At 41.4% G+C, this 19,246-nt stretch carries 13 protein-coding genes; all 13 read right to left on the bottom strand.

Annotation, left to right across the window (positions count from 1 at the left end):
• Positions 1–392 precede the first annotated feature (392 nt).
• The gene (locus MTF66_RS00470) at positions 393–1,076 is read right to left on the bottom strand and encodes a hypothetical protein (RefSeq protein ID WP_248525905.1); all 684 of its coding nucleotides are present in this window, start codon (positions 1,074–1,076) and stop codon (positions 393–395) included.
• Positions 1,077–1,504: 428 nt separating this feature from the next.
• The gene (locus tag MTF66_RS00465) at positions 1,505–1,939 is read right to left on the bottom strand and encodes a GNAT family N-acetyltransferase (RefSeq protein WP_248525903.1); all 435 of its coding nucleotides are present in this window, start codon (positions 1,937–1,939) and stop codon (positions 1,505–1,507) included.
• 63 nt (positions 1,940–2,002) lie between these two features.
• The gene (locus tag MTF66_RS00460; protein WP_248525902.1) at positions 2,003–3,541 is read right to left on the bottom strand and encodes an EAL domain-containing protein; all 1,539 of its coding nucleotides are present in this window, start codon (positions 3,539–3,541) and stop codon (positions 2,003–2,005) included.
• 159 nt (positions 3,542–3,700) lie between these two features.
• Complete coding sequence (locus MTF66_RS00455; RefSeq protein WP_248525900.1) at positions 3,701–5,659, bottom strand: methyl-accepting chemotaxis protein; 1,959 nt, start codon at positions 5,657–5,659, stop codon at positions 3,701–3,703.
• Between the two features lie 285 nt (positions 5,660–5,944).
• Entirely contained in the window at positions 5,945–6,556 is a 612-nt protein-coding gene (locus MTF66_RS00450) for an FMN-binding negative transcriptional regulator (RefSeq protein ID WP_248525898.1), read from the bottom strand.
• A gap of 61 nt (positions 6,557–6,617) precedes the next feature.
• On the bottom strand, positions 6,618–7,760 hold the full coding sequence (gene asd / locus MTF66_RS00445; RefSeq protein WP_055021636.1) for an aspartate-semialdehyde dehydrogenase: 1,143 nt from the start codon (positions 7,758–7,760) through the stop codon (positions 6,618–6,620).
• Positions 7,761–7,879: 119 nt separating this feature from the next.
• Positions 7,880–8,776 carry a lipid kinase YegS gene (gene yegS / locus MTF66_RS00440; RefSeq protein WP_248525896.1) on the bottom strand — a complete coding sequence of 299 codons (897 nt, stop codon included), beginning with the start codon at positions 8,774–8,776 and terminating at the stop codon, positions 7,880–7,882.
• A 393-nt stretch (positions 8,777–9,169) separates the two neighbouring features.
• Positions 9,170–11,860 (bottom strand): TonB-dependent receptor domain-containing protein, encoded by a 2,691-nt coding sequence (locus MTF66_RS00435; protein WP_248525894.1) that lies wholly within the window; start codon positions 11,858–11,860, stop codon positions 9,170–9,172.
• A gap of 65 nt (positions 11,861–11,925) precedes the next feature.
• A complete protein-coding gene (locus MTF66_RS00430; protein WP_248525892.1) occupies positions 11,926–16,026 on the bottom strand; it encodes a hypothetical protein in 4,101 nt (1,366 codons plus the stop codon).
• 290 nt (positions 16,027–16,316) lie between these two features.
• The gene (locus MTF66_RS00425) at positions 16,317–17,624 is read right to left on the bottom strand and encodes a lipopolysaccharide assembly protein LapB (RefSeq protein WP_248525890.1); all 1,308 of its coding nucleotides are present in this window, start codon (positions 17,622–17,624) and stop codon (positions 16,317–16,319) included.
• 17 nt (positions 17,625–17,641) lie between these two features.
• Positions 17,642–18,247 carry an energy transducer TonB gene (locus MTF66_RS00420; RefSeq protein WP_054552071.1) on the bottom strand — a complete coding sequence of 202 codons (606 nt, stop codon included), beginning with the start codon at positions 18,245–18,247 and terminating at the stop codon, positions 17,642–17,644.
• 12 nt (positions 18,248–18,259) lie between these two features.
• A complete protein-coding gene (locus tag MTF66_RS00415) occupies positions 18,260–18,673 on the bottom strand; it encodes a biopolymer transporter ExbD (RefSeq protein ID WP_036971869.1) in 414 nt (137 codons plus the stop codon).
• A 45-nt stretch (positions 18,674–18,718) separates the two neighbouring features.
• Entirely contained in the window at positions 18,719–19,246 is a 528-nt protein-coding gene (locus tag MTF66_RS00410) for a MotA/TolQ/ExbB proton channel family protein (protein WP_248525888.1), read from the bottom strand.

The raw sequence follows: 19,246 nt of genomic DNA, 5'->3' as shown, positions 1-19,246 counted from the left end.
GCCACAAGGTGAAAGTTTCTAGGAGGCGTTTCAACGCCGAATATCTAAATTCACGGCTGAAGCCGTTCCAACGTGATTCATCGTAGGCGTGAAACTTGTTTCGCGCGTTGTCTTGTAGGTAGTGCTTTAGCGCGATTGAGGGGAAAGTTAGAAAGCTACAAGGTTAAAGTTTGTAGGGGGCGTTTCAACGCCGAACAAGTAGCAGCGATTTTACATCGCGTCCCAGAGCCTGAATCCTAGCGCCTAATGTTTTCAATCGTAGGCGTGAAACTTGTTTCGCGCGTTTGTTTATAAGAGGCGTTTCAAAGCCAAACATTTATGGTTCACCGCTAAAGCCGTTCCTACATGAAAATGTTAAAGGTTTTGTCGCCATAAATAGCGACTTACAAAGACTAGCCATTGGTAAAAACTAATTGAGATGGGTTGTCTGTTTGAATAAACAAGACTCTTGTCACTGTTGAACCTGATTCGTCTTTTGATGTGTTTGTGAAAAGGTAGTTTTCATCAAAAGTACTCAACTTATCAAGATCAAAATCAGAGTTAGCCTCATGGTAAAATGACATAGCACAGACTTTACCTCTGCAAGCAAAGTCTTCAGCATAAACATCGTTTGTGCGAATTTGATTCAACATTTCGAGCAGCTTAACTTCTCTTTCTATTGAGTTATCGGTTTCTTCTGCACCTCGTACATTATTCAAAAAGTCATGAAATTCAGGAATTGTGATTGCGCCAAACACGCTTTGCTGTTTAATTTGCTCATTATCAGTGATGAATAAATTGGTAACAGATTCTGATGATGAAAAATGTCTATCAGCTAAATTCGTTTGTTGACCTTGCTCTTCACTCACCTTATTACCTTCAGGATCTGAACTGGCTAATTGTTTAACTTGAATAGTGCTTTGATGTATATCTTTGTTATTCGCCGAGATCACTTCTTTATTAGAATCACTATTAACTTGACTCTCTATTACGGTAGCCGTCACCTCACTATTGTTGCTCGATGAAGTAACCAAATAAGTTATTAGCGAACTGATAGCAATCAAAATTAAAACTGTGAATCCATTTAGTTTAACCATTACTAAAATCCTTTTATTTTTAAACCTTAATTCCCTGAAAATACAATAGATTATTTTGTATGACAAGTAATGATTATTTAGTTTTTAAGATACGAGAGTAAAGTTAGCGAGTTACAAGGGGAAAGTTTGTAGGAGGCGTTTCAACGCCAAACAAGTAGCAGCAATTTTATATCGCGTCCCATAGCCTAAATCCTAGAGCCTATTGTTTTCAATCGTAGCGTGAAACTTGTTTCGCGCGTTGTAAGTCGTGCTTTAGCGCGATTGAGGTGAAAGTTACAAGTTACGAGAGTAAAGTTTGTAGGAGGCGTTTCAACGCCGAACAAGCAGCAGCGATTTTACATCGCGTCCCAGAGCCTAAATCCTAGTACTTAATGTTTTCTATCGTAGGCGTGAAACTTGTTTCGCGCGTTTGTTTATAAGAGCCGTTCCTACGCGAGTTCCATGTGCAATATTGGAAATGGTTTGCCCATATCATCTAAAGGTGAGCGTGAGGCAACTTTAAACCCCATATATTGATAAAACCCAACTGCAAGTGGGTTTTGCTCATTAACATCCACTTTGTTGGCTGCTAATTGCTCAACCGCATAGTTCAAGAGTGTTTTACCTATCCCCATACCCCTTGCGGCATCTAAAATGAACAACATTTCTATTTTGCACTCATGTACGCCAATAAAGCCTAAAATTGCCTGATGCTCATCCTTAATGCACTTTAAAGTCACATTAGGAAACGCCTGCTCAATAATGATTGGCTTAAAAAAGGCTATGTCGTCTTCTGTTATAAAATCATGAGTTGCTCGTACTGAGTTTTCCCATACAGCGAGTAGCTCTGGATAATCCTCAGCGGTCGCATTGTCTACTTTCATTGTTTTCCATTTTGTTCTACAGCGATTGCCGGTTACATACTAATGTGTAACAGCAAAATAAGTCTAGAGCGTTTGAGCATTGTCATTACCAACCAAAGCATTTTGTAACTCTTGCAAAGACAATGATTTATAAAAATACCAACCTTGTATTTGGTAATCCTCGTTATGACTCTCGATAAAATTGTACTCGTCCTCAGTTTCAACCCCTTCAAAGATAACAGTTCGGTTCAGCTCTGAGACTAATGACATTATCGCCAAAACCATTTTTTGCTTTACACCATCTGTAATTGATTGGGTAAATACCTTATCTATCTTGATTACATCAAAGTTGATTTCTGTAAGCCATACAAGATTAGATACTCCGGTTCCAAAATCATCGAGCGCTATTTTAAAGCCATATTTTTTCGCCTTTAAAGCGAAGCAAGCTAATAAAGTTAAAGGCAAGCCAATGCGCTCTGTGATCTCTATCTTTACTTGCTCATTCCTTAGCTCATACTCACTACAAAGCTGATGTAAGTAATCTAAAAACTCTGGGTTTTCAATTTCATATGCATTAACATTAATTGCGACAGAAAAACCATGATCGGTTTTCATAATTGGTGCTAATTCTTGAAGGGCCTTCGTCGCGCATTCATAGGCCAACATAGGATACAAAGATAACTGCTCAGCAACACCTAAAAATAGTTCCGGTGAAACCTGGCCATGTATTTCGTCTTTCCAGCGGACTAAACTCTCAACACCAATTATTTTGTTAGTTTTAACATCTATGATTGGTTGATACTCAAGATACAACTGTGCATTTTTGATCGCACTTCGAAGTCTGAATTCCATGGAGTTTTGCTTATCAAAATATGAGCTCAAAGAATACGCTATTAAAAAGCTAATTAAACCAAGCATACATATGATCAATACAGATATGTACAGCGGGAAATATAAAATACCTGGGCGATTATTCTCAGTCACAACACAATAAGAAAATTGTGTACTACACGTTTCTACCTGTTGCGTTGGCAATAATGTTTTGCTGTTAAATTGATATTGGGTTTCATAGTGATGAAAAACATACTCTTTATTTTTAGAAATAATTTTAAATTCAAAGTGCTTTTTTAATTCATCAATATGTTTAAAAGGCTTGTTTACAGTGAATGCGATGATATCGTCACGTTTAGTGACGTCATACTTTGTTTTTACCGGAAAAACACCTGCAACCTCTGCTGCAAAATCATACCCTGAAGATGAATTATATAATTGCTGAGTAAGTAATGTTGTTTTGTCTAACTTACCCCAATTTGCAGAGCACTTAACCTTACCTTTTCTAATTAAACCTAGATCATGGACGTATTCATAATTGGCCAAAATCACCCGTAATTTATTAATGGTTTGAGTGTCACATTGAAGAGATGATATCTGTGAAGCGGCATTTATTGCTGATGAGATATCTGCAGAGATATGCTCAGCCTTATTTAATAAAACGTTCGAAAATTGCTTTTGGTGTCTTACCTGAAAATAACTTACAGACACATGAAAAACGCAGGTTAGAAAGAACATTAGTAAACAAACAATAAGTGGCAATTTGTTAAAGTTGAATGTTCTTCCCTGCATAGCTCATTACTGTGTTGTTAGTTGCTGTTAAAACTTAATCATATTGTATTATTAAATCAAGTCCTAGAACCTAAAACGGGTAATTATTATTTGATAAATTGATCCAGCTCGTAAGTCTACTTAAAAACAAATAGCAACAATGTTTCAATAATGCCTCACTTACACTTTAAATTTACCCACTAAATCAGTCAGTGTATTCGATAACAGGTTTAGTTTCTCTCCATTGCCTCTTGCACTATCGGCAATTTCGCTTACATCATCAGCCGCATTTTTAATTTCAACAACATTGCGGTTAATGTCTTCGGCTACATGCTGTTGCTCTTCGGCTGCAGTGGCAATTTGTGTATTTAAATCGCTAATATTGACGATAGACGCGGTAATTTCGCTAAATTGCTGCTGTGCTGAATGGGCTAAATCAACCGTTTTATTTGTGCGGTTTAAGCTGGTTGTCATCTCTTTTGACACTTGATCAGACATTTTACGCAACGTATCTAACTGACTAGCTATTTCTTCTGTTGATTCTGAGGTTCTTTGTGATAACGCACGCACCTCATCTGCAACTACCGCAAAACCTCGACCATGGTCGCCCGCCCTCGCCGCTTCAATTGCAGCATTTAAGGCTAACAAATTGGTTTGCTCTGCAATGCCTCTTATCACACTTAATATCGACATAATGTTTTCGCTTTCAGCGTCGAGTTGGTTTATATCTTGGGTTGCTTTGGTGATCACCTCAGACAAAGACACAACACTATCAACCGTTTCAGATATAACACTTTGCCCAAGCTCAGAGGCCTGCTGTGTTTGCGATGCAAGTTCGGCTGCATTGGCACAACTGGCAGAGACTTCATTAGCAGTCGCTGCCATTTCATTAATCGCAGTGGCCGCCATTTCAAGAGCTTGTTGTTGCTGTGATGTTGAGCCAGATAATTGCCCCGCCTGTGATGATGTTTGCGCTGAGGTATCACTTACGTTTTGCGCACAATCATTAATTTGCGTGACTAAATCCGATATTAGATTCAAAAATAAATTAAAGCTGTTAGCCAGCTTAGCCGTTTCATCGCGTGTTTTAATCACTAACCGTTTCGTTAAATCACCACCACCTTGTGATATCTCGGTAAGACCATCACTTACTTCAACAATAGGTGCAGAAATTAATTTAGAAATATAGCTAGCAACTAAAATGAACACAGCAATCAAGATTGCACTGATGACTAAAATGGTAATCGTCATTGCGTTTGCAGCACTCATCACTTCAGATTTTTCAACTAAGCCTATAAATTTCCAGCCTAGTTTTTGTGAGGTATAAATATTCGCTAAGTACCCTTTGCCATTAATGTCAATTTCAAATTGACCCTGATTATTATCAGCGAGCTGTTTGTATTTTCCGTTATTGACTTGTGCTAACTGTTTAAACCTGTAATCAGCATTTTTAACGTCAACGAGTACATTGCCACTATCTTCAATCAACATTAAATAGCCAGTTTCACCAAGTTTAATGTTCGCAATAATATCGGTAAGGCCTTGCAATGATACATCCATGCCTTGCACACCTATAAACTCCCCCGCTTGTTTAATCGCTTTAACAGTAGAAACAATGACCATGTCATCGGCTGCCCAATAGTAGGCATTGGTTCTTACCGTTTTACCATCTGCTGCTTTGCCTGTTTCGTACCAAGGCCTCACTCTTGGGTCATAATTCGCTGTAACTTCACCCTCTGGCCATTGAATATAACCGCCTTGCTCATTACCCATATAAATATATGCAAGTCCCGGGTGGGTGGCGCCAAAGTGATCAAACAAACTAAAGGCGTTTTGTTCGGTGTTACTACCACTTAAATGATCAAGCTTTTCTGCACTAGGTGACTGCATATGGGTTTTAACACCTTGCTTGGCGTCTAATATAGCGGCATGGGAGGCAAGGTAATCGACGTTTTTCTCGATTTCTGCAAAAAACATACTGATACCATTATCGACTTGTCTCGCTTCTCTTTCACTAAGCTCGGCAAAACTATCGAGTGCCTGCTGTCTTGTTTGTGTAATTACAAGCACAGCAATGATGATAAGCGGCAGCGCAATGGCTGACGCAAAGGCGAGTTTTAATTTTTTTGAAATGTTCATAGCCAACTTCCAACTAAGCACTTAAGAAAATATAGTGAGGCCTTGGAAGTTCAGCAAATAATTAAGTGTTTATTTTTTCGGAGCAAAGTAGATTAGGATAAATAAAATCATTGAATTTTACATACCTTCTTAGATTGCCTTAACTTGAAACTTACCTTCTCTAAATATGACATTTAGTTGACAGACACATGGAATGTACTAACTTTAACATTAGTAATTAACATGCTTTTAACAAAGCCATGCTAGGTACTTTCCAACCAATTGGCAGCATTTGCGGGATGCAAATTAGCTGCCTATTCCTACTTCATGTTTAAGCATATAGTTAAGTAAAGCTTGGGCATCTGGGTGTTTATCTGATTTTAACCCTGTTACAATACCTTGTTGATCCGCTGCCGATTTATGCTGTCCTAACTTCTCTTTTGCCTGAATTGAATCAAGTTCGATTTTAATACCAACAATGCCACGGAGTAACTTGGCTTGATAATCAGCTGGCAATAAACTGGTGTCGTTTAAAATACTCGGCTCGTATTGGCTAATTAACTCATCAAGGCAAGCTAAGGTGTGATCATCATCGAGGTATTCTACTGTGCCCTTGGCATGCACCGCAGCGTAGTTCCATGTCGATACAGCTGGCTTCTCGCTATACCAAGTCGGTGACACGTAACTATGTGGGCCATTAAAAACCACTAATACACGGGTATCTTGCAAGCTTTTGCTATGACGATTTGCCCGTGACACATGACCATATAAAGTACCAAACTCGCCCTCATCGGGCTTATAAACTAAAGGTAAATGAGTTGCCTCAAACTCACTATCAACCATCAGTGCAAAGCTGTAGGTTTTAATGAACTGCGACACTCGCTCTGGTGTCATTTTCCATTTATTAGGGGTGTGCATTACTTTCCTTTAGTGCTAAAAAAGGCCAGCAAAATGCTAGCCTTAATATTGAGCTGTGTTATTAGTGTTGACCATCAACAATAATGCGTAACATACGACGAAGTGGCTCAGCTGCACCCCATAACAGTTGGTCACCCACTGTAAATGCACTGATGTATTCTGGTCCCATCGCTAATTTACGAATACGACCTACCGGAATAGACAGCGTGCCAGTTACTTTTACAGGGGTTAAATCTGTAGCGGTAATATCGCGATCATTCGGGATCACTTTTACCCACTCATTGTGAGAAGCAAGAATCTCTTCAATTTTCTCAACGCTAATGTCTTTGCGCAGCTTAATTGTCATTGCTTGTGAGTGACAACGCATTGCGCCAATGCGAACACATAAGCCATCAACGGGTACTGGTTGCTCGCTGCTACCTAAAATTTTGTTTGCTTCAACTTGCGCTTTCCACTCTTCTTTACTTTGACCGCTTGGCATTGGTACATCAATCCAAGGGATAAGGCTACCAGCTAGAGGAACACCAAACTGGTCTTGTGGTAAATCGCTTGAGGCAATTTTTTCGGTGACTAACTTATCAATCTCAAGAATCGCAGCATTTGGATCTGCAAGCTTGTCTGCCACTGTTTCGTGAATTGCACCCATTTGCGCAATTAACTCTTTCATGTTGCGTGCGCCTGCACCAGAAGCCGCTTGATATGTCATAGGGCTTACCCATTCAATCAAGTCTTGTTCAAATAAACCGCCTAGGGCTAATAGCATAAGTGATACGGTACAGTTTCCGCCCACATAGGTTTTAACACCTTGCTCTAAGCCTGCACTGATAACATCTTTGTTTACCGGGTCTAGCACAATAATACTGTCGTCACTCATACGTAGTGCCGATGCCGCATCAATCCAGTAACCTTGCCAACCTGATTCGCGTAATTGCGGGTAAACGGCTTTGGTATAGTCACCGCCTTGGCAAGTGACAATAATATCCATCTTCGCAAGCTCAGCGATATCATTAGCATCTAAAAGCGGTTTAGCAGGACCCGCAAGATCAGGGCCTAATTGACCGGTTTGTGAGGTGGTGAAAAAAGTCGTGTCGATATTAGAAAAATCATTTTCTTGCTGCATACGTTCTAATAACACAGAGCCAACCATGCCCCGCCAACCGACTAATCCTACTTTTTTCATTGTTTGTTCCACTGTTTGATTCATTCAAATTACCTAAACTGTTAAAAATTAAAGTCCATTGCGTGAGAATTTAATTTTTACAGGGGTAATCTAGCATTGCGGCCAAAGCAAAACCAGCGCTAACCGAGTAACATCAAAATTTTTCATCTTAGCATCGGGCAAGCGTCTGGTAGCACCATGTTTAGCGCACCAGCATGCACTTCAAAACGCTGTTGTTTTGAGGTGATTGGCTCGCCATCTAAGTTTATTGGCATTTCTGTTTGTGTTTGCCATTCAAGCCAAGGCACTTGAAAGCGTTTTACCCATTGTTGTGATGAATTAGGATAGTTACTTAGCTCTTCGATAACCGCTGGTACATCTGAAATTGCAAATGATGTAAACGCCACTAAATCAACCAAGCCATCATTTATGTACGCATGTGGCGCAAGTGGCTGGCCACCGCCCGCTTGGCGGCCATTACATACGGCAGCGGCAATAATATCGCCCGAAGTACGTTCACCATCAGGCAGCGTTAACTCGCCACTGTAAGGAACAAAACTCAGCGCTTGTACAAGCCCAGCCAAGGTATACGCCCCACCACCGAGTAAGTTTTTCAGTGCAGGCGGTGTGGTTGCGGTAATTTTTGCCCCAAAGCCAGCACTGGCTACATTCACAAAATAACGCTTATCAACCTCTACCGTATCAATTGCATGGGGCTGACCATCTGCGGCAAGTTTCAATGCTGGTAAGTACTCGGGAGGAATTTTAGCGGCTGTAGCAAAATCATTCGCTGTGCCCATAGGTAAAATAGCAAGCTCTAAACGTTGTGACTTTTCCAGTTTCATTAATGCATTAACGGCTTCATTAACGGTGCCATCACCACCAGCTACAACAACACGTTTTACACCCTCTGCGACGGCTTCATTGATAAAACGCTCAATGTCACCGCCTTCATAGGTAACACGCACCGCCAGTGGCTGACTAGTTCGAAATTGACCAATGGCATCACGAAGCTGCTCATCAGCCGCTTTTTTACCATTTATAATTAACCGTAAGTCCATTTTTAATCCCTGTTTTAACACTTAGAACTACCATAACACGCAATGGTTTAATATACCCAAACTACCTCAAGATGCGAGTTTCAGTTGGAATTAAAAGCGATTTAGGCAAGGCATTGATTGCAAGTAATAGTGGTTCTATTGTTAAAATCAATAACGCAGTATAAATCGCTTTTAAACCAACCCTTTGGGCGCTTCACAGGCACTTACTCTCATCGTTGTTACTTCTTAAAAGGGACTGCCATTCTTGCAAAGTAACGCCTTGATATTAAGCACCTGTGAAACGCTGAATTCTGCATCTTGAGGTGGTTTGGGTATAGAAACAAAAAAGCCCTGCTAGTGCAGGGCTAAATCAACGTTAGGATTTATTATTGTATCCTTCCTTGGGGAGTTTAATTAAAACTCATAGCTGAAGCCTAAGCTAAACTTAGTGCCTTCTTCTTTCTTCCAAAGCGATAAACCTTCTTGTTCAATTTCTTTATCTTGACCAAGGATGTTTTCAATTTTGAACTTAACTTTTGTGTTGAAGTTCGGGAAGTAAGAATAAACTAAATCAAGCGAATGGAATGGCTTCTCTTCAGCATCTTCATTACCGCGAGTACCCGGTACAATAATACGTGGACCAAACACGTTATATACAAGTGATGTCGAATGGAAACCATCAGCAGAGTCATAACCCATCTGTAAGTTTGCTACCCACTCAGAGTGACCCACTAAACGGCGCTCATCGTTAGTAACAATGTTAGACACTGTATCTGCATCAAGTGCATCTTTTAATTGCTGCTCAAACAACGAATCAACGCCGTCAGAATCATCAATACCTAGTTTCACAGTTGAATCAGATAGCGTAACGTTACCCGACAAGAACACACTCGACCAATCTGCACTGATAAAGCTAAAGTCAGTCAAGAAATCAACTTCAATACCCGTTAACTCACCTGATTCAGCGTTTGCAGTTAATAACTGTGGCGCAGCACCACCTACACCTGCAAGTTCTACCATTTCAATAGGGTTTGTAATGTCTTTGTAGAACAATGCAACTGATAGGTTATTACCCGATGCCATATACCATTCAAAACGGAAGTCAGCATTTTTCAGTTTTGAACTTTGTAGTGTCGGTGAACCACGAACTAGGAACTCTGTTAACGGGTCAACGAAGAACGTAGAACTTACATCACGCATATCTGGACGAATCGTTGTTTCGCTTAAATTTAAACGCAATTGCATTTCTTCATCCATGATATAAGTGACAGCTAAAGAAGGATAAAAATCGTCTTCTTTAATTGCTACTTCAGCGAGTTCATCCGTTGTGGCATCAAATAAGTTACTATGCGCCTGAAATGGTACTGATACTTGAGCAAAATCTTCCCAACGAACACCACCAGTAATACGCCACGTGTTGTCTAGGAAATAATCAGCCATAAAGTAATAAGCATCTAACTTGTGGGCTGCACTGTATTTATCGCCGTCTGTTGTTCTGTCATCAAAAATGCCAGAACCCGTTGAGCTTGCATAGAAAGCATCATTATTGATGTTATCGTAAGCAAAAATCTCATCTAAACGTGAACCAAATGAATAATCATCTGAAATACCGCGGTGTGTAATACCAAATGTAGTATTGTTTGCTGTACGGGTTTTCTCTGAGAAATCGCCACCCACTTTTAGCTCAAGCTCATAGCCTTCACCATAAAATGGCATACCCATGTTCCAACCCCAAGTATCAACTTCGTCATGAAGCACTTGGAATTCACGTGTTACGTTAGTTGCTGAAACGTCTTGTAATTGCTCAGAAACAAACACACCATCGTCGTAGTTACGTTGGAAAACAGCGTCTACACCACCTGGTGCATCACGGTTTGCTCGGCTTGTACCGGCATACCAATCAACAAACAAGTTGTTAAAGTCGATAAAGTTGTGTGTGCCTTTTAATTGGCTAGAGAACATTTCACGCTCTTCATACACAACATCAACACGGCGAAGATCACGTACACCTTCTTCCGTTTCGTTGGCATCATAGAAATTACGATTACGAACACGGTCACGCATGTCATGCAGGGCAATATTAGTCAGTTCAATTTTATGGTTTGAATTAAACTCATAACCAATATTGAAGGTACCGCTCCAACGTACATTTTGTTCAGTCGATGTACCATCGTAATACTGAGCAAAACACTTGTCTTCACATCCTAAGCTACCGAGGTTTGTACCACTTTTTTCTTGTGCTACTTCCCACTCATTTTCGTAAGAAACCGCAGCTAACACACCAAATGTGCCCATTTCACTTTCAAATCGATCGCCTAATGAAACTGAAAAGCTCATTTCAGGATCAACGTCTTTTTCTGTTGCTGAAATGTTCCAATCAAGAGCCGACATCAATGCTTGGCGCTCAGCAAGTGTTGTATTGATATCGCCTTCAAGGCCCGCACCATAAAAGGCATCGATGAACTCACTTGGTAACGCACGAGTACCATCATCACGCCCCATCCAGTCATCATCACCACCTTCATAGAAGTAGCCTGTATCACTGTTATTGGTGTTATAAGAAGTACCAATATCGACTTTAAATAAAAAATCAGTCGGAATTGATTTAGTTCTAATATTTACGTTACCACCACCAAAATGCGCAGGCATATCGGGTGAAAACGATTTTTGAACACTTAAACTTTCAATAATATCTGATGGAAATAAGTCAAGCGGTACAACTGAGCGAGTTGGATCAGGACTTGGTACATACATGCTATTAAGCTGAGTACTCGAATATCGCTCACCTAGACCACGAACATAAATGAACTTGCCATCAACAAGTGTCAAACCTGTTACACGACGAAGTGCCGATGCAGCATCGCCATCACCAGTACGAGAGATTTGCTCTGCACCCATGATATCGGCAACGAAAGCTTGATTTTGACGCTCTTGAAGAACCGCGCCAGCACTCCCTTTTAAACGCTGTCCTACAGCAACCACTTCTTCAATTTCTTGTGCTTCATCTGCTGCATAAGCAGTATTCACTGATAAGCCAACTAATGCTGCAAGCACTGCGTGATTTATCTTTGAACGCACAAGTTTAGAGGGGGTAAAAGATTTCATTATTATACTCCGAAAACAAAACTAGAAGCTGGCCGGGGTTGCCCCCGACCATGGATTAGAAGGGCTTAGTTAAGACCTACTTTTACCCAACCTGCTGTCCAGTCTGTTTGCGCATCCATTGCACCGATGTAATCTACTTGGTCGAAGAAGCTATTTAGGCTTGAAGCATCGAAACCGTTACCAAGTAGTGCTGATTCTGCACTTGGTTGATAACCGTTGTCGCTAAGACCTAACATTGCTGCGTCCATGATAGAGTTACCTTCTTGGCCTTCGAACCAAGATTGAACATTACCTGTACCAATTGCTTGGCTTGAGAAGTTATTATCTGCTGCACATGCAACTACTGAGTGACTGATAGTAAGTGAACCATCTTCAGCGCGTGGAGCTGAATCTGCGCCAACTCGTAAGCAGTTTTTATAACCTTCACCACCTGTTACTACCACGTTTTTCAACATGCCCGCAGTACCTGCACGTAAACGGATACCGTTTACACCATCTGCACCGATGATAGTTACGTTAGAGATAGTAGGTGTAGTTAAAGGTGATGCATCTGAATCAAACTCTGAGTTATCAGCTTCAATTGCATTGTCACCTTCAGATGAAGACTGCTTGATTAATACGTATTGTGCATTACCTGTCCAACCGAATGACCAATCTAGCGAGTCATCACCAATGTTTGTCAGTACTAAGTGGCTGATGCTTGCAGTACCACCGAAGAACTCAACACCGTCATCAAGGTTTTCGTGAACGTGGATATAATCAAGTTCAGTTTGGCTACCAACACCTGCAAGTGAAATACCGTTAAGCTCATCACCGTTACCAAGTGTTTTACCTGCCTGTTTTACAACAACATACTTAAGAGTACCTGAGTTATCTTCTGGCTGGTTACCACCGAATTGACCAGCATCACCTTCTGCAGCAACACCACAGTTTGCTAGTTCATCAGCCGTTGTTTCGCCCACTTGGTCACCACAAGAGTTAGCTGGTGCGTTACCAAGAAGTACCACACCGCCCCATTGACCAATGCCTGTTTCAGCACCTGTCATATCTTGGATTGATGTCATAACGATTGGTTGAGTTGCAGTACCTACCGCTTCAATCTTAGAATCACGACGAACAACTAAGAAGTCATCACCGCTTTCACCGATTAGCGTTGTACCAAATTGAACATAAAGTGTTGCGCTATCAGTACGGTCACCACCCACTGCTGTGCGGCCTTTAAGTATCCAGTGAGCATCGTTAGTTAATGTCACGTCAGATGTGAAAACAACATCTTGTGCTAACTGATAAACTGGCTTATCGGTAATTTGTGGGAAGCTTGCAGAAACATCAGTCGCTAAACCTTGCTCCATTGCGTTTGTGATATCAGCAGGGAAGCTAGGGTTTACAGCAACTGTCCAACCTTCCATCCAGTTGTTGTCACCGTCAAATGCACCAATGTAGCTTGTTTTAGTGAAGAATGGGTCAAGGTCTGACGCATCAACACCTGCACCTAATAATGGCGAGGTTGATTTAGGTGTGAAACCATCTGTAGCAAGGTTTAATGTCGCTGCAGTAAGTGTTTGGTTACCAGTTTGACCTTCGAACCAAGACTGAACATTACCAGAACCGATTGCTTCAGAACCGAAGTTATTGTCTGCACTACATGCTACCACTGAGTTCTCGATAGAAAGCTCACCAGATTCAGCATTTGCTACAGAGTCAGAACCTACACGTAAACAGTTTTTGTAACCTTCAGGGCCTGTCACAACCATGTTACGGATAACACCCGCAGTACCTGCACGAAGACGAACACCGTTTTTACCGTCAGCACCAACAATCGTTACGTTTGAAAGTAGTGGCTTAGTTAATGGTGTAGCGTTTGAATCGAATTCAGAGTTATCAGCTTCGATTGCATTGTCACCTTCAACAGATGATTGTTGGATATAAACGTTCTGTGCGCGACCTGTCCAACCAAATGACCAGTCAAACGCGTCATCACCAATATCAGTTAGTACAACGTTACGAACGTTGACAGTACCACCGAAGAACTCGATACCATCGTCAAGGTTTTGGTGAACCTGGATGTATTCAACTTTTGTTTGAGAACCAACACCTGCGAATGAAATACCATTTAGCTCATCGCCATTACCCAGTGTTTTACCTGCGTGTTTAACAACAACATAACGAACAACACCCGAGTTGTCTTCTGCATCATCACCACCAAATTGACCTGCATCACCTTCAGCTGCAACACCACAGTTTGCTAGCTCTTCAGGTGTTGTTTCACCTTGTTGGTCACCACATGAGTTAGCCGGTGCATTACCAAGTAATACTAAACCACCCCATTGACCGATGCCTGTTTCTGCACCTGTCATATCTTGGATAGATGTCATAGTGATTGGTGCTGTTGCATTACCATTTGCGTTAATTTGTGAGCCACGACGAACAACTAAGAAGTCATCACCTGTTTCACCAATTAATGTAGTACCCGCTTGAACATATAATGTTGCGCTATCAGTACGGTCACCACCAACTGCTGTACGACCATTTAAGATCCAGTGAGCGTCATTTGTTAATGTTACATCTGCAGTGAAGGTTGTATCTTCAGCTAAACGATAAACCGGCTTGTCAGTGATTTGTGGGAATTCAGATGAAACGTCTGTCGCAAGACCTTGCGCCATTGCATTTTCGATATCCGTTGGGAAACCGCCATTGATAGCAACAGTCCAACCTTCCATCCAGTTATTTGTTGCGCTAAATGCACCGATTTGACCATTCGCTAATAATGGTGAACCTGCTAAAGGCATATAACCATTATCATCTAGCATTAAATCTGCTGGTGTAAGAGTTTGGTTATCGTCTTGGCCTTCAAACCACGCTTGTACAGTACCACCATTAATTGTTTCGCTACCGAAGTTATTCGCAGCAGTTTGACAAGCAACAATTGAGTTAGTGATAGTTAGAGAGCCGTCTTCTGCACGAGGCACTGAATCAGAACCAACACGTAAACAGTTTTCATACGTTGCAGGACCTGTAACGAAAACGTTTTTCAGCATACCTGCAGTACCTGCACGTAGGCGAATACCATTGTTACCTTCTGCACCTACGATTGTTACGTTTTCAATTGTAGGGTTCGTCAGTGGTGTAGCGTCTGAATCAAACTCTGAGTTATCCGCTTCAATCGCGTTGTCACCTAAGTTCGCAGCTTGTTGAATGTATACGTTTTTCGCCGTACCAGTCCAACCAAATGACCAATCTAGTGAGTCATCACCAATGCTTGTAAGTACCACGTTACTTACGTTTACTGTACCACCAAAGAACTCGATACCATCATCTAAGTTCTCGTGTACTTGAATGTAATCAACAGTAGTTGCAGAACCAACACCAGCAAATGAAATACCGTTTAACTCGTCACCATTACCCAGTGTTTTACCTGCATGTTTAACAACTAAGTATTTCAATGTACCTGAGTTATCATCTGCAACGTTACCACCGAATTGACCTGCATCACCTTCTGCAGCAACACCACAGTTTGCAAGTTCGTCTGCAGTTGCTTCGCCTTCTTGGTCACCACATGAGTTTGCAGGTGCATTACCAAGAAGTACTAAACCGCCCCACTGACCGATAGACGTCTCAACATTAGTCACATCTTGAATCGAAGTCATTGTGATTGGCTGGCTTACAGTACCTACTGATTCGATTTGTGAACCACGACGAACAACCAAGAAGTCATCACCCGATTCACCGATTAATGTAGTACCTTGTTGGATATAAAGAACAGCGTTATCAGCGCGGTCATTACCTACAGCTGTACGACCATTTAAAATCCAGTGAGCATCGTTTGTTAGTGTTACATCAGCTGTGAATGTAGTGTCTGCTGATAAACGGTAAACTGGTTTATCTGTAATCGTTGGGAATTCTGAAGAAACATCTGTTGCTAAACCTTGTGTTAAGGCATTTTCGATGTCAGTTGGGAAACCAGTTGTTGCGTTTTGAGAATCATCACGACCTGATTGGTCGCCGCCGTTATCACCATTGTCACCACCATTATCGATGATGTTAGTGACGTTATCGCCTTCGTTGACAGTGGTGTCGCCTTCTTTAACGACTAAATCACCACCACAACCAGCTAAAGAAACTGCTGCAGCTACCAAACTAACTTTGAATAAGTCAGATAATTTCATTGTTCACTCCGTTAAGATAGATATTTAATTATTGTGTTAGCGCATAAACTCAAGTCACCAAAAAACACTGAAACTTAATGCTTTTGGGTCACTTGAGTTTTAAACTGCGACTACCTTACGGGAGCTGTATGACAAACTAGTTACACTTTAATAAACATAAAATGACAATATTAATTATATATAAAAGAGTAAGTTAGTTAGTTTTAGGAACGGAAAAAAGCCGCCCGAAGGCAGCTTTGGTGTTGCGATTATAAATTAGTTCTTTTGTACGCTTACCTGTTGAATACGATTTAGAGTAAAGCGGTACGTAATGTTTCGGCGTGCACTTTTTCACGCTTCACATACTTGATCCATTGCTCAGCTAAACGCTGCGACTTTTTGTGTTTTTCCGCTTGTTCAAACGCTAAAATCGAGGCATCAAAGTTTTGTAAATTGTACTGCGCCATACCTAAGGCAACATACACATTCGATTCAAACTCTAAGCCACCTTTATCTAGGGCTTTACGTGCTGCATCCGCTGCTTCTTCGTATTTTTCAAGATTAATGCTTACCTCTGCAATACGTTGTTCGTACTGACCGTGCGTTACTAAATCAGCGGCTTTTGCAAAGTACGGAAGTGACTTTTCACCCTCTTTTGCTTGTACCATTGCTTCTGCAACAAAGGCATAGTTTTTCGCTGATTTTTCAGCGACACCGTCTTGCATTGCTTTACTCATCACGTTCGCCGCTTTAAAAGCCAGGCCGTTGTATAAATACACTTGTGATAATTGACGTAAATCTGATTTAGATTTCATGAAACCTTGTTGGTATGCCGCTTCTAAAATCGCTAATTGCTTTTTCTCTGCACCCGTTTCACCGTACATGCCACCTAACTGAACCCAGTACTCTGGCTTGTTGTAAAGCTTAACTAAACGCTCAAGCACCTCGACCACTTTGTCAGACTGATTAAGTGAGTAGTACATTGCACGTTGTAAGATTAACCAGTTTTCTTTCGGCATCTCACCTTTGCTGTCAGCTTCTGCGATAGCTAGGTTAATATTCTCAATGCCCTTTTGGTAATCTTTAAGCTGATAATAAGCTTGAGATTTCAATACATAATAAGCATCTGTTTTAGGCTTGTCGTTAATCACATCCCACTGTGCTAAATATTTGATTACCTTTTCGTAATCGCTATTAGCCATTGCAAGTTGCGCCAAGCTAAAGGTGGTGCTTACACGTAATGTTTCTGGAATCGCATCTTCGTTTACTACTTTTTCAAACGACGCAATTGCTTTATCAAGGTCGTTTTCGTTGTAGTAAATAAAACCGTAGAAATTATGCATCATGGCAATTTCATACGAGTTCATGCTTGAAGAGCGCTCTTGAATACTATCAAGAGCTTCTAGCCCTGCTTTTGCATCTCCATCATCAGCTAGCTTTTGTGCTCGTGCTAATTGGCTATACACTTTTTCGCGCAGTGCAGGTACTCGTTTAGTTTTTTGTTCTTGTGCGTAAGCCGTTGCCAGTGTAACACCTGGTAACATGCTAACAACGCTTGGGACTACAAGGCTGCTTGTGAAAGCAGCCGCGCAAATCACGGCAACTTTTAAAGGTTTCATAATCGCATTCCTCTTTTCTAACCGTTAATTTGGAAAGAAATTTTGTTCTGTACGCCCGCTACTTCAACAGCTTCACCGTTAACAACGCGCGGTTTATATTTAAATTTAAGTGCTGCATCCATCGCAGCGCGGTCAAACAATGACTCTGGTTCAGCTTTAATAACTTTCGGGTCACGTACTGTGCCTTGCTTGGTTACTGTAAACTCAACAATCACATAGCCTTCGATACCACGCGATAAAGCTCGGCGCGGATATACTGGCGCTACTTTTACAATCGGTAGGTATTCACCGTCGCTTGATTCAAGGGCTAAGCCACCAGCTAAGTTAACGTCGGCTTCAACACTGGCACCAAAGTCAAAGTTGGCATTGCTCGCGTTAGGATCACTGTTTTGCATTTGCGGTGATTCCATTGGCGGAGGTGGCTCTTTTGGCGTTGGTGGCTTTTGCGGTTTACGTTCTTTCTTTTGCACTGTCTCTTCTTTTTTCAGACGAACAAAATCAAGTACGTTTCCTTTTACGGGCTCAGACATGGCCCCTTCACCACCGGTGATCAGTGCCTGCATGCCTAAAAACAGCATAACAGTCACGATACCAGCGATGATTAATGCAACTATATAACGCATCGCTCACATTCCTTATGATGCTTCTTGCGCAGCAATCGACACATCAAATGCGCCTGCAGCACGCGATGCATCCATTACTTTAATAAGTACATCGGTTGTGGCTTTCTTATCAGCTTGAATAACCACGCTACCTTGCGGGTTTTCAGCTTTTAAGCGCTCGATATTTGCTTGTACTGCACGAACATCTACTTGGCGTTTGTTGATCCAAATTTCACCTTTGTCAGAAATAGCAACTAAGATGTTGGCACGCTCTTTTTTCACTGCCGTTGCCGCTTCAGGGCGGTTTACATCAATACCGGCTTCTTTTACGAATGATGCTGTTACGATAAAGAAGATAAGCATGATGAAAACAACGTCTAGCATTGGCGTCATGTTAATTTCTTCAGCGTCGTCTTCTTGAAATAAGTTACCTAGTGGCGCTCTCATTGTTAGTCTCCTAGTGGGTGATGCTCACATCACCCTAAAATTCGTTTAGTGGTCTAAGACCATGTTGTCTTCAAGTAATTGCACTTCGCGTTTTGCACGACGTTGTAAGAACGTTGATGCGAAAACCCCTGAAAGTGCACCCACCATACCGGCCATTGTTGGGATAGTGGCTTTAGACACCCCTGATGCCATCGAACGTGCACTGCCTGTGCCTGTAATTGCCATTACATCAAATACTTCGATCATGCCGGTTACGGTACCTAACAGACCTAAAAGTGGACATAACGCAACCATTACGTTGATTAGCGCAAGGTTATTATTTAGTTGCATGCCAGCGCGTGAAATCATCGCTTGGCGAATTTGCTCTGCGTTCCAGCTGTTACGCTCTGCTCTATTGCTCCAAGTGCTTTTTACGTCTTTCTTGTAGCGTTTAAAGCCACCAAAGAAAAACATAAAACGCTCAAGTATCAATAACCACATCGCGAAGATGAGGACCCCGATGACCAAGAGAACTTGGCCACCTGTGTCGAGGAAATCACGTAGAGCATTGATTGCATCAATCAATAGCACCAT

Source organism: Pseudoalteromonas sp. 2CM39R, assembly GCF_023161845.1.
The sequence above is the reverse complement of the archived record's forward strand: the minus strand, read 5'-3'. Positions and strand labels throughout refer to the sequence as shown.

What these genes read in the sequence shown, in the direction of transcription:
- MTF66_RS00465 (WP_248525903.1), bottom strand. Translation starts at nt 1,939, where the DNA reads ATGAAAGTAGACAATGCGACCGCTGAGGATTATCCAGAGCTACTCGCT.
- MTF66_RS00435 (WP_248525894.1), bottom strand. Translation starts at nt 11,860, where the DNA reads ATGAAATCTTTTACCCCCTCTAAACTTGTGCGTTCAAAGATAAATCAC.
- MTF66_RS00420 (WP_054552071.1), bottom strand. Translation starts at nt 18,247, where the DNA reads ATGCGTTATATAGTTGCATTAATCATCGCTGGTATCGTGACTGTTATG.
- MTF66_RS00470 (WP_248525905.1), bottom strand. Translation starts at nt 1,076, where the DNA reads ATGGTTAAACTAAATGGATTCACAGTTTTAATTTTGATTGCTATCAGT.
- MTF66_RS00410 (WP_248525888.1), bottom strand. Translation starts at nt 19,246, where the DNA reads ATGGTGCTATTGATTGATGCAATCAATGCTCTACGTGATTTCCTCGAC.
- MTF66_RS00430 (WP_248525892.1), bottom strand. Translation starts at nt 16,026, where the DNA reads ATGAAATTATCTGACTTATTCAAAGTTAGTTTGGTAGCTGCAGCAGTT.
- MTF66_RS00455 (WP_248525900.1), bottom strand. Translation starts at nt 5,659, where the DNA reads ATGAACATTTCAAAAAAATTAAAACTCGCCTTTGCGTCAGCCATTGCG.
- MTF66_RS00460 (WP_248525902.1), bottom strand. Translation starts at nt 3,541, where the DNA reads ATGCAGGGAAGAACATTCAACTTTAACAAATTGCCACTTATTGTTTGT.
- asd (WP_055021636.1), bottom strand. Translation starts at nt 7,760, where the DNA reads ATGAATCAAACAGTGGAACAAACAATGAAAAAAGTAGGATTAGTCGGT.
- MTF66_RS00425 (WP_248525890.1), bottom strand. Translation starts at nt 17,624, where the DNA reads ATGAAACCTTTAAAAGTTGCCGTGATTTGCGCGGCTGCTTTCACAAGC.
- MTF66_RS00415 (WP_036971869.1), bottom strand. Translation starts at nt 18,673, where the DNA reads ATGAGAGCGCCACTAGGTAACTTATTTCAAGAAGACGACGCTGAAGAA.
- MTF66_RS00450 (WP_248525898.1), bottom strand. Translation starts at nt 6,556, where the DNA reads ATGCACACCCCTAATAAATGGAAAATGACACCAGAGCGAGTGTCGCAG.
- yegS (WP_248525896.1), bottom strand. Translation starts at nt 8,776, where the DNA reads ATGGACTTACGGTTAATTATAAATGGTAAAAAAGCGGCTGATGAGCAG.